Below are 16,546 nucleotides of genomic sequence, written 5' to 3' on the forward strand. Positions count from 1 at the left end.
ATTTCGACAGTAGTACTACCAGTGACAATTTGGCGATGACTAATCAACTGAAATCATAACAGAGTTAAGAGTGCCCCTATGTGACGTAGGGGCAAGTTGTCACCTAAGTGCGTCAAGTAGCTGAAAACCACTTTTTAAAGTTGGCATCAGGCTTGCTTAGTAGAATGTATGAATTATCAAGGATGATAATTCGAGAGTATCACGGATGATGAAAAGACCACTTTGTGAAGTTTCTACGGATGGAGACATAGTAGTAAAGAGGTCAAGTTAATGACTTACAGGATGTAAATCAGAGACACCAAAAAAACCGAGTTTGATTACCTGACTTTCCCTCTCTCTAGCTAGGAAAATCAACTCAAAACTAATTGGTACCCTTAGGCCATAAAATAGAAGAGTTTAAAAAAATCGTCTACAGGGTACCTTTTGTTTATGCTACTAGTTTTCTAAGTTCTATTAAATTATCTTCTAAATTAACTGCAACCTCAGAAAGACTAATCGAATCTTCTTCAACTTTATTTGCATTATTTGTTGTGAGCTGGTTAGCTGTATCAATTTCTTGAACAGCGGTATTGATTTCACCGACACCACTACTTTGTTCTTTAGAAGCTGTTGCAATTTCATTGGTAGAATTTGTAACTTTCATAAACATTTGATCGATTTCTTTTAAGATCTTCTCACAATCAGAAGATATTTTTAATGTTTGATCTATAATAGCTTCATTCTTCTTTACTGAAGAGTTAACTTCTTCTTTTGAATTTGAAATAATTGATGAAACATTACTTAGGCTGCCTTCCAATAATTCGGCAATTTCATTGGCAGATTTACCACTCATTTGTGCTAAATTTCCAACCTCTTCTGCAACTACAGAAAAACCTTTTCCATGTTCTCCAGCTCTCGCAGCTTCAACTGAGGCATTAAAAGAAAGTAGCTTCGTTTGGAAAACAATGTCATTGATAACACTTGTTTTTTCTTGAACATTATTAAAAACACCGAGAATCTCTTCAAAGCGTTGGTGATTATGGTCCACTTTACCAATTAATTCATCTGAGGCTTTATTGATCTCTTTTACTTTTTCAGCAAGATCAAAGATCATCTTTATACCTCTATCAAGTTCTCTCTTTCCCTCATTTACAAGATTCGCACTTTCGACAGCTGTTGAAGTATTCTTCTTTACCATTTGTGAAATTTCATGAAGAGAGGATGAAGTTTCAGTAACAGAAGCTGATTGTTGTTGTGACGAAGATGCTAATTGAGTGGCCTTTTGACTTAAGTCTTTTGAGATACTAGTTAGTAAATCACTTTCTTTACTAACATTGGCGATTGTCGCTCTAATTTTGTTATTTATTGATCTAATAAAGACAAAAGAGAGAATTACAGTTAATGCAAAACAACCAAGAACAATGGAAGCTAGTAATATAATAGTATTTTTAAATTCTTTTTGCGCTGATGTGAATTCAAAGTCAGCAAACTTTAATATAATTTCTTGAAGTTTATCCATCTGATCTCTAGAAGCTTCAAAGCTCTTTCCGACTATATTTAGTGAGTCCTCGATGGCCGCCGAACCGCTAAACTTCATCCCGCCTTTAGAGATACCAAGTTTCTTATCACTTACTTGGGCCCATGATTCATAATTAGCTTTAAACTCTTTAATAAGATCTTTTTCTTTATTTGATGTTGCTAATTTTTCATAAATATTAAATCTATCAATAACCTGCTTTCTATTTTTTAAATAATCTGTAATTTGTGAGGCTTTAGTTTTCTCTGAAATATTTTCAAGCAAAAGAGTTCTTTCCGCAACAAGTGCCTGTTGGAAGTCTCTATCAGCTTGGACCAAATTATTTATGGCAGGTAGTCTTTTAGTAAAGACGATATCCAAATCGGTATTTATAGCATTTATTCCGTAGAAACTAACAACACAGATTACTAGTTGAAACACGGTAAGTAATGACACTAGGATAATAATTTGTGATTGTATTTTGAATACCGATTTCTTTTGCATATTCTTCCTTAAAATATTGGTTCTATTTAATATCGGTAAATTATTAAAGACTCAGAGTAAAGATTTTCTTAATTTGTTAACTTCTAAAAGGGCAAAAGATTCCTGTCTATATCGATCAGGTACGCAATGCTAATAAAAATGGAGTAATGATCGAAAAGTCATATATGATAAACTCATCTAGGGAAATATTCATCTTCTTTTTAAAACTCAGTGATCAACTACCAGAGTTCTACTTTCATATGGCAACCATGTTTAAAGGTTATGGAATATCTCTAGTGCCTATTTCTCCAAAGGATTTAAAAGAAATAAAGCACAATAGCCGTGAGTATATTGTTTCTGTAAATAGTGATTTCACTAAATATCGAAATTTTCTAGTCGCGCGAAAAACTTATATAGATTATATGGTTTTAAATAAAAAGTTCTGCCTTTTTGATATTTCAAGTTTTGAGATGGCCGATATTGCAAGTAGGGGATTTAGAACTAAGTCCTATCACTATTTTTCATTACCAGTTAATATAGAAGAAACTGTTAAGTTAATTGCGATTTCAATTTATGAAGATCGTAAAACAAAATCAAACTGGCCAGGAGGAGTTAGATCTAAACTTCCTTCTGATGTGGGAAATAAGGTATGAATATCAGTCAGGAAGAATTAGTTTCAAGACTAGTCACTTTAATTAGACTTGATGCAAAGAATCTATTCGAGCGTATAAGAGATAGAGAAGTTGAATATCTTACAATGTATTCACTCAAACGTACCCGAAGTCATTTCCCTGCAGTATTTCGTTCAAGATTTAAAAATGTTCAAATTGGTGATCTCAAGTTTTTAAGTACAGAGCTAATTGTAGCACTCACTGATTTCTATGAGGCCGTTGATAAAATGGAATGGTATCTGACTTCTACTGAGGACATGCCTCAGACTGTTGATGATAGAGTTCATTTCTTTGTAAAGTCCTTAAAGAAAAAATACGACCTTTTAGCGTTATATCTAGAAGGAGAGTCGACAGTATCTAGTGACGAACTTGATTCTATGTCTGTTAAAATGAATGATGAGGAAGTTGAACCTAATTTCTTTGAGAATTCAATAGAGGACTCTTTTGAGGAAATTTCTGATGATGTTTTAAATGACGTCAGTTCAAGTTAAAATATATTCATGTTTAAAATAATTCTTATAGCTTTCTTTTTCACATTTTCAGCTCTTGCCCGAGAAGCTATTTCTGGCAACAGATATAAGCTTCTCTCAGGCGTGAGAAAAAATAAAGAGAGTCAGACTTTTTGGGATAAGAAGTTTTCTGGAGATGATTATCTCTATGGTAAAGCTCCTGCTAAATTTCTTTCTGAAAACTATACCTATATCCCTTTTGCGGCAAAAGTATTAGATGTTGGAATGGGTGAAGGTCGTAATGCCGTTTTTCTAGCACGTAAAGGTTATAATATAACAGGAGTTGATATTTCTGCTGTGGCAGTACGAAAAGCTCGAAAATTGGCAAATGAGTATGGGATCAGAATTAATACAGTTGTCTCTTCTATGGAGGACTTTAACTCTGAAGGAGAGTTATACGATGCCATATTAGTTTTCTACTACGTAGACAGAAAGCTTAATAAGAAGCTGGTAGAATGGTTAAAACCAGGCGGAATACTAATTTACGAGAGTCATACTAAGAGGCAAAAAACGATTGCTGGAAATGAGAAGTATGAAGATAAGTATCTACTACGTGAGGGAGAGCTTTTAACCATGTTTCCTGATTTACGTATCCTAAATTATGAAGAACCTTTACATATGAAAGAGTTCACTTCGAGTATTATTTTACAAAAGCCTAAGAGATAATTACCCCCTGTAGGAAAAAATTGAATTCTGTCATAATGATACTATGAGGATTGTATTATTTAATTTCTTATTAACTCTATTTTGCATGAATGCTTTTGCTGAAACTAAGGTTCTTAGTGATACGGGTTCATTCGCTGGAAGAGTTTCTAGAATTACCTCAGAAGCTAACCTTGTGAGAGTTAAGGTTGATTTCGATAATGTGAAATATTTGAATAAGAAGGACAGAGTTGAATTTTGGGAAGAACATAATCCGAATTTTCACTGTAAAGCATATGTAGCGGGAAAGAGCTCTGATTACTTACTCTTAAAAGTTCCAAATATTGAAGACTGTCTCAGACAACTTAGCTTAGGCTATGGAATGTACCTAAATTTCTTTAGTAAAGATCTCGAAAATAATATCAAAATGGGCCGACAGCTCATGGAAATTCTTGTGAAAAAGCGTTTAGCAATTCAAGGGAAAATGATGCAGCGAAGAAAACAACTCGATGCGCATATTGAAAAGTCTGACGCGATCAATCAAAGATATAAAGTCTTGAGGGATAAGTTAGAGGCCCAATGGCGCGATGAGTTGGCCTTGCTTGAGGAAGATAGGATTGTCGCACTTAGAAATTACAAAGGCTTGGAAGTCAGACTTAACGAAATTGACTTCAAGTTGGAAAAATATAGAATTACCGATGAAAACCTTTCTATGGATCGCTGGTCACTCGACCCTAGGCTATTTTTCAAGAAATAGCAGAACTCTATAAAAATTGCGCTGTTAGCGCGTTTATGACACTTGTACCTTAACATTTCAGTCAAGATTTTGTATGATTTGCACGCCAAATATAGCAAAGGAATAATCATGGTTTCGACTAAGACAATTTTAGCAACATTCTTGCTAACACTATTTTCACTTTCAACTTTAGCAGTAGGAAATCCTGCAGCAGCAAAAGGTGGAATGTTTAAGTACAACTTGGGTATGGGTCCAACGACTTTAAATCCTCTATCTTCAACAGATGCTTACGCTTCTTCTGTACAAGCTTACATCATTGAAGGCCTAGCAGATAGAAATGCTGATACTTATGAGTGGCAACCTGTTCTAGCTTCTAGCTGGGAAATTTCTGAAGATGGAACTACATATACTTTTACAATAAGAGATGGAGTGACTTGGCACGATGGAAAGCCTTTAACAGTTGAAGACGTAAAGTTTTCATTTGATGCTATTGTTGATCCTGACAATAAGTATAAAACAGCTCACCAAAAGCCTTATTACGAGAATATCGCTTCAGCTACAATTATTGGAAAAAATAAAATTCAATTTGTAGCTAAGAAAAAGTACTTCAAAAACTTTGATGTTGTTGCAGGCTTAGCGATTCTTCCAAAGCATATTTATGAAAATCCTTCTAAAAAACAAAAGAAGAAATTGAATAAGACTTTAGTTGGTACAGGTCCATACATACTGACTAAATATAAGAGAGGAAAAAACCTAACTCTTACTCGTAACGAGAAGTGGTGGGGAATTAACGATAAGATTAGAGCTGGTGAAAATAACTTTGGTAGCATTTTAATGAGATTCGTTAAAGATGGTACTGTTGCAATTCAGAGACTTCAAAAAGGTGATCTAGACTTTAACTCACTTACTGTTGAAGAATATCAAAAGAAGACTAGCGGACCTAAATGGGGTAAGTCAGTTTTCAAAGTAAAGACTCAAAATAAGGCCCCTACTGGATACGGGTTCATTGGTTGGAACCTTAATAATGATCTATTTAAAGAAAAGGATGTAAGGGTTGCTCTTTATCACTTATTAGATAGAGATAAGATGATTAAGAAGTTTCGTTTTGGAATGTCTCTTCCTGCGACGGGGCCAATTTATAGACAATCTATCTATGCAAACTCTGATGTTAAGCCAATTCTTTTTGATCCAAAGAAAGCACTTAAGTTGTTAAGAAAGCAGGGGTGGGCAGATACTAACAAAGATGGAATTCTAGACAAGATGATTAATGGTAAGAGAGTAAATATGTCATTTACTATTCTTGAGCCTAATAAGGAATTTGTTAAGTACTTAACAATCTACAAAGAAGATGCCAAAAGAGCTGGTGTTGACGTTAATATTAAATTCGTAGAATGGAACACATTCATCAAAAAACTTGATGAGAGATCATTCGAAGCCGTTAGGCTTGCATGGTCTGGTGGATCAATTGATTGGGACCCTAAGCAGGTATGGCACTCTGATTCTGCAGGAGCAGCTGGTTCTAACTTTATTTCTTACAAGAACCCAAAAGTTGATAAGCTAATTGACGAAGCAAGAGTTACTCTTGATCAAAATGCTAGAATCAAAATTTTAAAAGAAGTGTATAAATTAATTGCTGAAGATGTTCCTTACGCATTCTTCTTCAATGAAAAATATAGATTCTACGGACATACAAAAAGAATGTCTCGTGAGAAGGACACTTATAAGTTCCAGGTTGGTTTAAACTACTGGTGGATAACGAAGTAAAATTCTAATTGGGCACTCTCGGTGCCCTCTATGTTGAAGTTGATTAGGAGTAGAAGTTGTTAAAATATATCTTAAGAAGAGTCTTGCTGATGATTCCTGTTTTGCTTGGTATTACCATTATTTACTTTGGTATTATTAATGCAGCACCAGGTGGTCCGATTGAGCAAAAAATACAACAATTGAGATTTGGTGGCGTTGGTGCTGATGGAGCATCAGCTGCTGGAAATTCTGGATCTAATAAAGAAAATGCTGTTAGTGAAGAAGTTATTGAAGCACTTAAAAAGCAATATGGTTTTGATAAGCCTTGGTACGTTAGATATGGTTTATGGCTTAAAAATATTGCGAGCATGGACTTTGGAGAGAGTTTTACTTATGAGGAGCCTGCACTTGATGTAGTTACAAGTAAGTTCCCTGTCTCCATTCAGTTCGGTATAGCATCCTTGATCCTTTCCTATCTTATATGTATTCCGTTAGGGATTTTGAAAGCAATTAAAAATGGAACAGGCTTTGACTTGTTCACAAGTGTTACACTGTCAATTATGTACGCTATTCCTGGCTTTATGCTTGGTATTGTTTTGATCGTATTCTTCGCTGGGGGAAGCTTTTATGAGTGGTTCCCTGTTGGAGAGTTATACTCTGATGGATATGACAGCATGACTTTTATGGAGCAGGTTATTGATAGGCTCCATCACTTTGTTCTACCGCTTATTTCCTACATGATTAGTTCATTTACTGTTCTAACTCTTTTAATGAAGAACTCGCTTCTTGAAGAAATTAAAAAAGATTACATTAGAACTGCTAGAGCAAAAGGACTTAGTGAAAGAGTTGTTTACTTAAAGCATGCACTTAGAAATGCACTTATTCCTATTGCAACTGGAATAGGGTCATTCATTGGTGTCTTCTTGGCCGGCTCCCTTCTAATTGAAACAATTTTCCAATTAGATGGTTTAGGACTTTTAGGTTATCAATCACTTCTATCTAGAGATTACAATGTACTTATGTGCCTGATGTTCTTCTCTTCTATTGTGATGCTTGTTGGAAACCTGATAAGTGATATTTGTTATGTTCTAGTTGATCCAAGGATAGATTTCTCATGATTGAACGTTATATTGAAAATGAAATAACTCTAAAGAGATGGAGAAAGTATAAGAGTAATAAGCCTGCATGTATTGCAAGTGTTATCTTTCTTTTTTCTCTTTTTCTTACTATTGCGTCTCCAATGATTGCAAATAGTGAACCTCTATATTTAAACTATAAGGGTAAGAGCTACTTTCCTGTTTTTAAGGACTATCATCCAACAGAGTTTGGAAAGAATAATACCCTTATTATGAATTATAGACAGTTAGAATTATCTGCTGATGACTCTGCAATCTGGCCTATAATTAAGTGGAATCCTAATGAAAGTAACAATCGTGTAGATACTTATCCTTCTAAGCCTAGTGCTGAGAATATTATGGGAACAGATGATCGAGGTCGTGATGTTTTCACAAGAATTCTCTATGGGTTTAAGTATAGTATTCTATTCTCTGTGGCTGTTTGGTTGATTTCTTTCTTTATAGGAATAGTCTTTGGAGGTGTTAGTGGATATTTCGGTGGTCTCTTTGATTTAATTTTTCAAAGAGGGGTTGAAGTCTTTAGTACAATTCCGGCGTTCTTATTAATGATCATATTAATTGATATATTCGGCGCTTCCATGACTATACTAGTAATTATTTCAAGTGTATTTGGATGGGTTGGAGTAAGTTTATATGTTCGTGGTGAGTTCTTAAAGAATAGAAAGAAGGAATTCGTTGAGGCCGCTCACGGTATGGGTTCTAGTAATACAAGAATTATCTTTAAACACATTCTTCCTAACTCTCTATCACCGATAATTACTTTCTCACCGTTTACAATTTCTGGTGGGATTATGGCATTGGCCCAGCTTGATTACCTTGGTTTTGGTCTTCCAGTTCCTACTCCTTCATGGGGAGAGTTACTTGCTCAGGCCCAAAAGAACTTTACGATTGCTTGGTGGCTAGCTGTGTTTCCTGGATTGGCTCTTGCTATAACACTTTTTCTACTGATTTTGATTGGTGATGGTGTTAGAGATGCAATGGATCCAAATGTAACAAAATAATTATTTCAAATACTTAAGGCCTCTAAATTAGAGGCCTTTTTTCTAAATAAAATACCTGAATATTCCGATAAGTTATGCATGAGAGTTTTCTTAGGAGCATTCCTATTTCTATTTATTAACACAACTTCAATGGCAGCAAGTAGCTGTCATCAACAAGTTTTAGAGAAAATGACTTCTGAATTACACAGCTATATTAAGAGTAGTGTTAATGTAGAAGACTTTGCAGATTCTCAAAAAGATTTCTATAAGAAAATAGGTTTTCAATCTATTGGAACTGATTCTGGTGTAAAACTTATTTTAAATGTTGATATTAAGGATCTCGAAAAATCTTCTTCAGCAGAAGAGTTTAAAGTATTTAATGACGTTTTAAATAATTTCTTTGCTAAGAACAAAAGGGTAGGAACAATTGCTAATAGTGATGGCTTTTATCCCAAAGATGATGTCTTACCTTGCTTTGATCAGTCTCTTTTTCTTTCTCAACACAAGCAGTGTTTAAATGGTCTAGATACTTTAGATAGTTCACAAATTGATGCTCTAGGTTTGGCCATAAAGTCTATCTTTGATGCAACATCAATTAGGCTTGTTGAAGTTGATAAGAGCTCTTTTACAAAAGATAAAGTAATTAATGTTATAACTTCAATGAAGCTAGAGAATCTTTCCGGTCTCAATTTAGATGGGGATACTAAAGGGTGTGCGATCTCAGGAATGTTAATTAAATGTTCTTTTAGCGAGTTTGGTAAGAAGAGTATTTCCCTTCAAGGACCATCGTCCTTTGCCAGCATAGAGCTAGAGTATTTAGATGGAAGTACTTATTTGCTATCTGATGAGCTAGGCAACAATACTTATAATGTAATAAAGAAGAGTCCTGAAAACCCTAAAGGTAAGGCCATTGAGGACTTTACAATAGTACAGGGAGCTAAGAATTGTAGTAAGGATGGAGTAAATATAAGTTGTACGAATCTAAATGAAATGTTCGTACTCAAAGTTAATCCAGAAAAGAAAGAAGATGAACAACTTTCTTTAGAAATTAGGCCTTCGAATGCTTTCTATATTCAAGGAGATGATACTAAAGATCCTCTTTATTCCTACCTACAACCAGTCCTAATAAAAGATTCAAAAGAAGTCAGTGTAGAAGAGGGAAAGGTTAACTTCATAGACTTAAAAACTTGTGAAGTGATATCAAGGTCTAGAAATATTATAAAATGTCCTAAGCTAGATGAGCCTTACAATATTGAGGCCCAACTCGTTGAAGAAAGTTCTACTTCTAAGGCCGATTATACCGTTGTGGCTAAGGGACAGTTAGGTCAATTGAGCCTCGAAATTACTCCCTATCAAACAGATTCATTACAACAAATTGATACCATCAAAGTGATGGCATCAGGAGTTGCCATCTCAGCTAACTCTTTCTCAAAATTAGGTATTACTCTTAAGTATGATCAAGATATTCGCTACGATATGAATAATTCTTTCTTTAGTTCCAAGAGAAAAGAGAAGGATTACTCATACATAGTAGAGCTCTACGAAAATGGAACATTCAAGTCTAAGCAACAAGTGAATGTCGCAAAGTATGTCGCAGATAATAGTTTCTTCTTTAATACTATCTCTAAAGATCGTTACTGTCGTTTTAGTTTAATGAAGGTTTTAGACGTTGGGAATTATGTTGACGTGGGTTCAAGCTCTTATATTAGTGAGATGTTCGAAACTAAAGTTAGCCCATCAAAAGGCGTAAGTTGCTCAGGTGTTCAGAAGAATTCTAATAGCACCCAAATCATGTGTACTATTTCAAAAGACAAATTCTCGGGCTCAGTTAAAGTTGATTTATTAAGCAACGGCTCAGTAGTAAGATCGGCAAATTGTAATCTAACAAACTCTGAATATGACTTTGAAAGAGAAGATGATGATAAATTTCCTGGAGATGATGAGGATAGAGAATTTAGAGGTAAGACTATTAAAAGAAGTACAGCAAGCTCTAAGGCCCTTGCAGATTCGGCAACAGATGCATTTAGCGCTCTATTGCCAGAGTACTTGAAGTCAAGGTATCCAACTTCAAATACACAATACTATAATCCTTTAATGTATCAACCATATTACTATGGAGGACCAATGCTACCAAGTAGCTACGGTAATATACCGGGTATGTGGGATACAAGTTATATCTTCAACCCGGCTACGTATTAATTTAGTTATCGTTAATAGGAATTAATTCAATTTTAATTTTCTTAATCTTTCCTTTTCTAAAGACATCTGCAGTGACAATATCTCCAACTTTGTATTGTCCAAGAATATGGTAAATATCATCAATATTATCAACTTCTTTTTTATCAATCGCTAGAATGATATCTCCTGGATAAGTTCTTCCATACTTGTCTTTTGTAAATCCTACTATACCAGCTTTTCCCGCACCACCTTCTGGATCAACATAGAGAACAACAATACCTTTATCAACGCCAAGTCTTGTCTTTTGGTATTCACTGGCCGGACCAATTCCCAGTCCTGGCCTAGTAACTTTTCCATTCTTTATAAGATCTGGAATAATGAGACTAATAGTATCTACGGGAACAGCAAAACCGATTCCGGCACTTGAACCAGACTTACTGTAGATAACAGTATTCATTCCAATCAAGGCCCCATTAGAGTCGAGAAGTGGTCCCCCTGAATTACCAGGATTAATGGATGCATCTGTTTGAATCATTCCGTATATTCTAACATTTCCAATACCCATTATTTTTCTATCTAGTGCTGAAACAATTCCTGAAGTTATTGTATGGTCAAGGCCAAATGGATTTCCAATTGCCATTGTTTTTTGACCAACCTGTAGAGTTTTAGATTTTCCAACCTTGATTGGTTGTAGATTCTTAGGCTTCTCTTCTAACTTAAGTACTGCTACATCTTTGTTACTAACTTTGCCAACTAGTGAGGCTGGATATTGTTTCTTATCACCTCTAAATGTTACTAAGAACTTATCTCCACCAGCAATAACGTGAAAGTTTGTGATTATATGGCCTTCTTTATCCCAGACAAACCCCGTACCAGCTCCAACAGGCACTTCGTGAGCGTCATAATCAAATATAGAACCTTTAGTCATTTGTAGGTTTGTGACGTTAACAACACTTTGAACAGAATTCTTAAATGTTTCTATTGTATTCTTTTCATCCTCTAGAAGTGCAAATGCCGTAGACATAGATAATGCACTGAAGGTAAAGACCAATATTGCTAATAAATGCTTTAATCTATTCAATTCTAACTCCTTAAGTTGGTTGCTCGTTTTTCTTATTATAGATATAATAAATTTCAATTCTAACTGCAAGCGAGGCTTGCGTAAATTTTTTGTCAACTTAGGAGATTCTTTTGCAAATTCAGTACTTTAATCGTGGGAAAAACTGTGTAGAAGTTGAGAAAGTATATGGTGATGCTGGAGTAAAGTGGTTATATAATAGTTTTTGGGGAAAATTTCTCTCAAATTCACTGGTAAAGGCACCTCTTTCTATTTTATATGGTCAATTACAAGATCTTCCTATGAGTAAAAATAAAATTCCAGGTTTTATTGAAAACTTTCAAATTGATATGAGTGAATTTCTTCCTGAAAAGGGAAAGGATGAGTTGGAGCCTTATTCGAGCTTCAATACTTTCTTTGTGAGAGAGTTTAAAGATGGAGCTAGAGAAATAGAAAAAAGTCCTGATAAAATGCCAGCATTTAGTGAAGCTAGATATTTTGGTTACTCGAGTATAACAGATGATAAGACAATTCCTGTAAAAGGAAAATTCTTAAACGCGCAAGAATTGCTCAGTAACTCCAAGTGGACGGAAACTTTTAAAGACGGTCCTCTCTTGCTGGCGCGACTCTGCCCTGTTGATTATCATAGGTTTCATTTTCCTGACTCTGGGCATGTTCTAGATCACTATAAAGTTGGTGGCCTCTATCACTCTGTGAATCCAATTGCACTTAAAGCGAAAGAGGATATTTTTTCAACTAACGTTAGAGAAGTAACAATCCTTGAGACCGAAAATTTTGGAAAGATTGCCTATGTGGAAGTCGGTGCTATATGTGTAGGAAGAATAGAGCAAAGTACTGATTTGACAACTTTTGAGCGTGGACAGGAGAAAGGGTATTTTCTCTTTGGTGGCTCAACAGTGATTATTATTGGTGAAAAGGGGAAATGGTCCCCAAGTTCTGACATCATTGATTACACCAATAAGGGAATGGAGACGTATATTCAACTCGGTGATGTTGTCGCTACGAAATAGTAAATTCGGCCAACACGGGGAAGTGATCAGAAGGGAATATGCCCTTTTGATTTTCCTTTGCAAGTCTTATACTTTTGGATTCAAAAAACTTATCCGCGATTATCCAATCTATTCGGGCCCCTTCTGGATTTAGACCATCAAATTTATGGTAGCTTGTTTCTTCTAGGTGTCCGTGCTTTGTCCACGGATCATACAAATTACTAAATTGAGAAATAAGCTTATCTCTTACTTCCTCTTGAGGTGATTCATTAAAATCACCAGTTACAATAATAGGGAGGTTTTGATCGTTTATTCTTTTTACCTCATCAATTAGTACTTGAATTTGCTCTGATCGAGTAGAAGACAGAACATGATCGAGATGAGTATTTACATAAAAGAAGTTAAAGTCTCTATGCTTGTGTTTTGCTTTTATCCAAGTGCAAAGTCTTGGAAATGCAGAATTAAATGACTTTGAGCCGCCGATAGTCGGAGTTTCGCTGAGCCAAATATCTCCACTACTAATTACTTCTATATTTTGTGAATTTACAAAGATACACGGGTACATTCTCTCTTCAATCCACTCTCTGTGTTCTTCTACTAATGTGTGATTAGGTAATAATGAGCAAAGGTCTTTAATCTGCTCTTCTCTGCCTTCTTGGGTTCCAAAGATATCAGCACAAAAGTCATTTAAAAGACTTGATAGAAGAATTCTTCTGCCGGCCCAGTCGTGACGTCCATCTTGAGGGTTATCAAAGCGAATATTAGCGGATGCGACTTTAAACATTTCTGTTCCTATGTTTGGAAAATAGAACGGTTACTATCTAAGGTTATTGAAAAATCAGCATATTAGCAATGGTTTTTAATGGCATGAGCTTTGCTATGTGGAGTATGTGAATAGGAGGTTAGAGTGATATCACATGAAGAAGTTCAAAGCAGTTTATTTAAAAAGTACAATTTTCTATTAAAGAAATCGACTATAAGAGAGATATCTCATGACAGTGGGATACAGCAGACAAGGATATTTAGACTCCTCAATGGAAGTGAAATGAAATTGTCTGAATATCTTATTATTAAAAATCGAGTTGATTATCTTTCTGCAAGAAACTCTGACATTGCTGAGTTAACTATGGATTGTGAGGCGCTACTTTCAAGTTATGGTATTCAAAAGCTGTCACAACAAGTTGAAAGGAAGGTGAGACTCGCTAGATTAATTATGAATAACAATTGCGCTAAAAAAGCGGCATAGGAGATAATGTGAATTTATTATTACCAGAACGCATGATACTTGAGTCAGTTTCAAGAAAAAATATGACTCTAGATGCTATTAAAAGAGATACAGGGCTATCAGATATTTTAGTCAATTCTTTAATCCCAGAGCTTATTTATAAAAATATGCTTCTATATAAGAATAATAAGTACTTTATAAATACTGACCCTAGTAGTGACTGGCTTGAAAAAGTAAATGGATTGGAAAGTAGAGAACAAGAATTAAGGGATCTTTTAAATGCTTCTGTGGAAAATCAAGCCAAAGATAAGGAGTTTAAATTAAAGAAAGTTTTTTTAACAAGTTATGAAGAGAAGCTATTAAAAATTGAGCTATCTAAGATTGATAACTTTATTACTCAAATACAAGAAATGAGAGAGTTTGATAACAACGATAGAAAAACCTCCGAAATGAAAGTGGTCTACTGGGGAAGTGCAAATTATGGAGAACTTGTCGAACAAGACTTAAAGTATATATAATCACCAAATGCATATCTCTATTGCCATCATTGGTGGTGGGATCGTTGGATTATTAATTGCCAAAGAATTAGTGCTCCAGCATCCTGACAAAGACATTGTTTTGTTCGAAAAAGAACCTTTCTTGGGTGAACACTCTACTCATAGAAATAGTTGCGTCTTACATGCTGGTCTATATTATCCAAAAAATAGCCTAAAAAGAGAGTTATGTATAAGTGGAAAAAATATTTGGCATAGTGAATACTCAGAGTTTGTTAATAAGTGCGGAAAATATTTAATAGCAACCGATAGTGATGAAAATGAAAGTTTAGTTGAACTCTTTAATAATGCTGTAGAAAACGGTGTCGGAGAGTTGAGTTGGTGTGATCAAGATAAAATTAATGAATTAGCAAAATTTCTTAATGTTCATAACGCTTTCTTTAGCGCAGGAACATCAATTTTAAATATCGGAGATGCTCTTAAAAAAATTGAAATACAACTTCAAAAAGATAATTTCTATCTCATGAAGAATCAAGAAGTGAAGGAGCTGAAATTTGAAAATGGTGTCTTTTCCCTCACTACTCAGAAAGAGAAATTAACTGCAGATATTGTAATCAACGCGGCAGGCTTAGGAGCAGTTGCAATTAGAGAATTTCTTGGATTAACCGACTTTTGTAATGAGTATGTTAAAGGCAATTACGTAAAACTGAAGAAAAAATTTTATAATGAATCTCTACTTTACCCTGTACCACCTAAAGGGTTAAAGGGACTAGGTGTTCATACAAGTTTTGGTGAGGATGGAATTATTAGATTTGGACCAAATACTGAAGATGTTAATTCAGTTAACTATCAGATTAAAGAAAGTGTCGTAGAAAGTATGGCCGGTGATATACTTAAGGTTTTTAAGGGAATCTCTCAAAAAGATCTAGAAGTTGATTATTGTGGAATTCGACCTAAAATTAGAAAAAATAATCAGTTGTATTCTGATTTTTACATTTCAAATGGGGAAGCTTATGGCCTACATAGATATATTGAATGTCTAGGCGTTGAGTCTCCAGGATTGACGAGTTCTCCTGCTATTGCCCGTAAGGTTAGTGAGATTGTAAAATCTCTAGTCTAATTGCTAATAAGTCTTGAAGTATGTGGTCACACTCTTTTTCACTTTTTAATGCAAGACCACAAGCTGGAGAGATCCAGCAATTTTGCACATAATCCCTTAGGACTTTTTTCCATATTTTAAAATTTTCTACCCTTGAGTTACTTTGCGTGTGTGTTGCAATAATGCCGACGACGGGAGTAATACTATTTGATACGAGAGTATCAACGAATGAATATGGATCATCTATTAGGCCTGCATCAAAAGAGAAGTGTGTTGGAGAAAGTTTAATTATATTTTCAATAGAGAAGTTTCCACAGCAGTGAAGACCTCTACCGGTAATTATAGGTGTTAAGCTTTCAATATCTTTAATTATTGGTGCATCTATAAATGTAATACAATTGTCATAATCTTGGATTTCAACTTCTAATACTTCAGCAGAAGGATATTGAACTTTTTTTAAAGTTGATTTTGAACTTTTAAGAAATTCTTCTAGGCAGGAGTTAGTCTTTGCCTCTAGAATTGTTCCATCTAGTATGGCCAACTCTGGAAGAAAAGGTATATCAAACTTATTCGAATAACTAAGAGCATCCTCTATTGTTAAGTGGGGAAGGCTACCAATTCCTGTTGTGGGTAGAAGTCTATCCATCGAATCCATATGTGTTGAGCATTTCATCAATTAATTCAATGAAATTATGCTTTATATCTTTATTTTCAGGAGATTGAGAGCAGCAAGCGATATATCCAAGCATCATTTTCCAATCGGCCTTTCTATTATTATCGGCCAACCAAGAATCAAAGTGATCTATAGCATCGATCCATTCTGCTAAAGAATAGATTGAAGTATCTGTATTTTCAAATAATAGCTTAACTGCGGTATGTCCATCGGGACGAGTCTTACTGTAAACATAGATTAATCTAATAATAGTATTGAACTTTTGAGGAGAGTTGCTCGCATCTAATATTTTTAATAGTTCGGAGTCGCAAAGGTCCCTAGAATGAAGAGTGTCTCTTGCATTTTTAATACAAGTCTTCCATAGATCTTTTTGATCAAACTTTTTATCTATGGAAGCTTCAAAAAACTCATTCAT

The 16,546-nt window shown here is 34.8% G+C and carries 17 protein-coding genes; 12 read left to right on the forward strand and 5 right to left on the reverse strand.

The genetic code is table 11. The features are described 5' to 3' along the window. Positions 1-427 precede the first annotated feature (427 nt). Entirely contained in the window at positions 428-1,999 is a 1,572-nt protein-coding gene (locus DPQ89_RS14525) for a methyl-accepting chemotaxis protein (protein ID WP_127717758.1), read from the reverse strand. A 146-nt stretch (positions 2,000-2,145) separates the two neighbouring features. Here DPQ89_RS14525 and DPQ89_RS14530 point away from each other — a divergent pair, with 146 nt between their 5' ends. From DPQ89_RS14530 to DPQ89_RS14565, 8 genes are all read left to right on the forward strand, one after another. Next, on the forward strand, positions 2,146-2,631 hold the full coding sequence (locus tag DPQ89_RS14530; RefSeq protein ID WP_127717759.1) for a hypothetical protein: 486 nt from the start codon (positions 2,146-2,148) through the stop codon (positions 2,629-2,631). Beyond that, complete coding sequence (locus DPQ89_RS14535; RefSeq protein ID WP_127717760.1) at positions 2,628-3,140, forward strand: hypothetical protein; 513 nt, start codon at positions 2,628-2,630, stop codon at positions 3,138-3,140. The genes DPQ89_RS14530 and DPQ89_RS14535 overlap by 4 nt, the downstream gene beginning before the upstream one ends. Positions 3,141-3,149: 9 nt before the next feature. Beyond that, a complete protein-coding gene (locus DPQ89_RS14540; protein WP_127717761.1) occupies positions 3,150-3,824 on the forward strand; it encodes a bifunctional 2-polyprenyl-6-hydroxyphenol methylase/3-demethylubiquinol 3-O-methyltransferase UbiG in 675 nt (224 codons plus the stop codon). Between the two features lie 43 nt (positions 3,825-3,867). Continuing rightward, a complete protein-coding gene (locus DPQ89_RS14545; protein WP_127717762.1) occupies positions 3,868-4,557 on the forward strand; it encodes a hypothetical protein in 690 nt (229 codons plus the stop codon). A gap of 108 nt (positions 4,558-4,665) precedes the next feature. Beyond that, complete coding sequence (locus DPQ89_RS14550) at positions 4,666-6,300, forward strand: ABC transporter substrate-binding protein (RefSeq protein WP_127717763.1); 1,635 nt, start codon at positions 4,666-4,668, stop codon at positions 6,298-6,300. 56 nt (positions 6,301-6,356) lie between these two features. Next, the gene (locus DPQ89_RS14555; protein WP_127717764.1) at positions 6,357-7,397 is read left to right on the forward strand and encodes an ABC transporter permease subunit; all 1,041 of its coding nucleotides are present in this window, start codon (positions 6,357-6,359) and stop codon (positions 7,395-7,397) included. Further along, entirely contained in the window at positions 7,394-8,416 is a 1,023-nt protein-coding gene (locus tag DPQ89_RS14560; RefSeq protein WP_127717765.1) for an ABC transporter permease subunit, read from the forward strand. Before DPQ89_RS14555 ends, DPQ89_RS14560 begins: the two co-directional genes overlap by 4 nt. A 78-nt stretch (positions 8,417-8,494) precedes the next feature. Further along, entirely contained in the window at positions 8,495-10,594 is a 2,100-nt protein-coding gene (locus DPQ89_RS14565; protein ID WP_127717766.1) for a hypothetical protein, read from the forward strand. Position 10,595: 1 nt separating this feature from the next. Here DPQ89_RS14565 and DPQ89_RS14570 read toward each other — a convergent pair whose 3' ends face one another. After that, positions 10,596-11,654 (reverse strand): S1C family serine protease, encoded by a 1,059-nt coding sequence (locus tag DPQ89_RS14570; RefSeq protein ID WP_127717767.1) that lies wholly within the window; start codon positions 11,652-11,654, stop codon positions 10,596-10,598. Between the two features lie 110 nt (positions 11,655-11,764). Here DPQ89_RS14570 and DPQ89_RS14575 point away from each other — a divergent pair, with 110 nt between their 5' ends. After that, positions 11,765-12,661: a phosphatidylserine decarboxylase gene (locus DPQ89_RS14575; RefSeq protein ID WP_127717768.1), complete on the forward strand. Its 897-nt coding sequence runs from the start codon at positions 11,765-11,767 to the stop codon at positions 12,659-12,661. Here DPQ89_RS14575 and DPQ89_RS14580 read toward each other — a convergent pair. Continuing rightward, on the reverse strand, positions 12,651-13,424 hold the full coding sequence (locus DPQ89_RS14580; protein WP_127717769.1) for an endonuclease/exonuclease/phosphatase family protein: 774 nt from the start codon (positions 13,422-13,424) through the stop codon (positions 12,651-12,653). The two genes, DPQ89_RS14575 and DPQ89_RS14580, sit on opposite strands and share 11 nt — an antisense overlap. A gap of 123 nt (positions 13,425-13,547) precedes the next feature. On the opposite strand from DPQ89_RS14580, the gene DPQ89_RS14585 reads away from it, so the two are divergent. Genes DPQ89_RS14585 through DPQ89_RS14595 form a run of 3 tightly spaced genes read left to right on the forward strand, consistent with a single transcriptional unit; the run spans position 13,548 to position 15,479 of the window. After that, a complete protein-coding gene (locus DPQ89_RS14585) occupies positions 13,548-13,886 on the forward strand; it encodes a hypothetical protein (protein ID WP_127717770.1) in 339 nt (112 codons plus the stop codon). 8 nt (positions 13,887-13,894) lie between these two features. Next, entirely contained in the window at positions 13,895-14,383 is a 489-nt protein-coding gene (locus DPQ89_RS14590) for a hypothetical protein (RefSeq protein WP_127717771.1), read from the forward strand. Between the two features lie 7 nt (positions 14,384-14,390). Continuing rightward, positions 14,391-15,479, forward strand: a complete 1,089-nt coding sequence (locus DPQ89_RS14595) for an NAD(P)/FAD-dependent oxidoreductase (RefSeq protein ID WP_127717772.1) — start codon at positions 14,391-14,393, stop codon at positions 15,477-15,479. Here DPQ89_RS14595 and DPQ89_RS14600 read toward each other — a convergent pair. After that, a complete protein-coding gene (locus tag DPQ89_RS14600; protein WP_127717773.1) occupies positions 15,451-16,131 on the reverse strand; it encodes a hypothetical protein in 681 nt (226 codons plus the stop codon). The two genes, DPQ89_RS14595 and DPQ89_RS14600, sit on opposite strands and share 29 nt — an antisense overlap. Then, positions 16,097-16,546, reverse strand: a complete 450-nt coding sequence (locus DPQ89_RS14605) for a hypothetical protein (protein ID WP_127717774.1) — start codon at positions 16,544-16,546, stop codon at positions 16,097-16,099. The genes DPQ89_RS14600 and DPQ89_RS14605 overlap by 35 nt, the downstream gene beginning before the upstream one ends.

The sequence above is a fragment of the Halobacteriovorax sp. HLS genome, from assembly GCF_004006665.1.
Lineage (GTDB): Bacteria > Bdellovibrionota > Bacteriovoracia > Bacteriovoracales > Bacteriovoracaceae > Halobacteriovorax.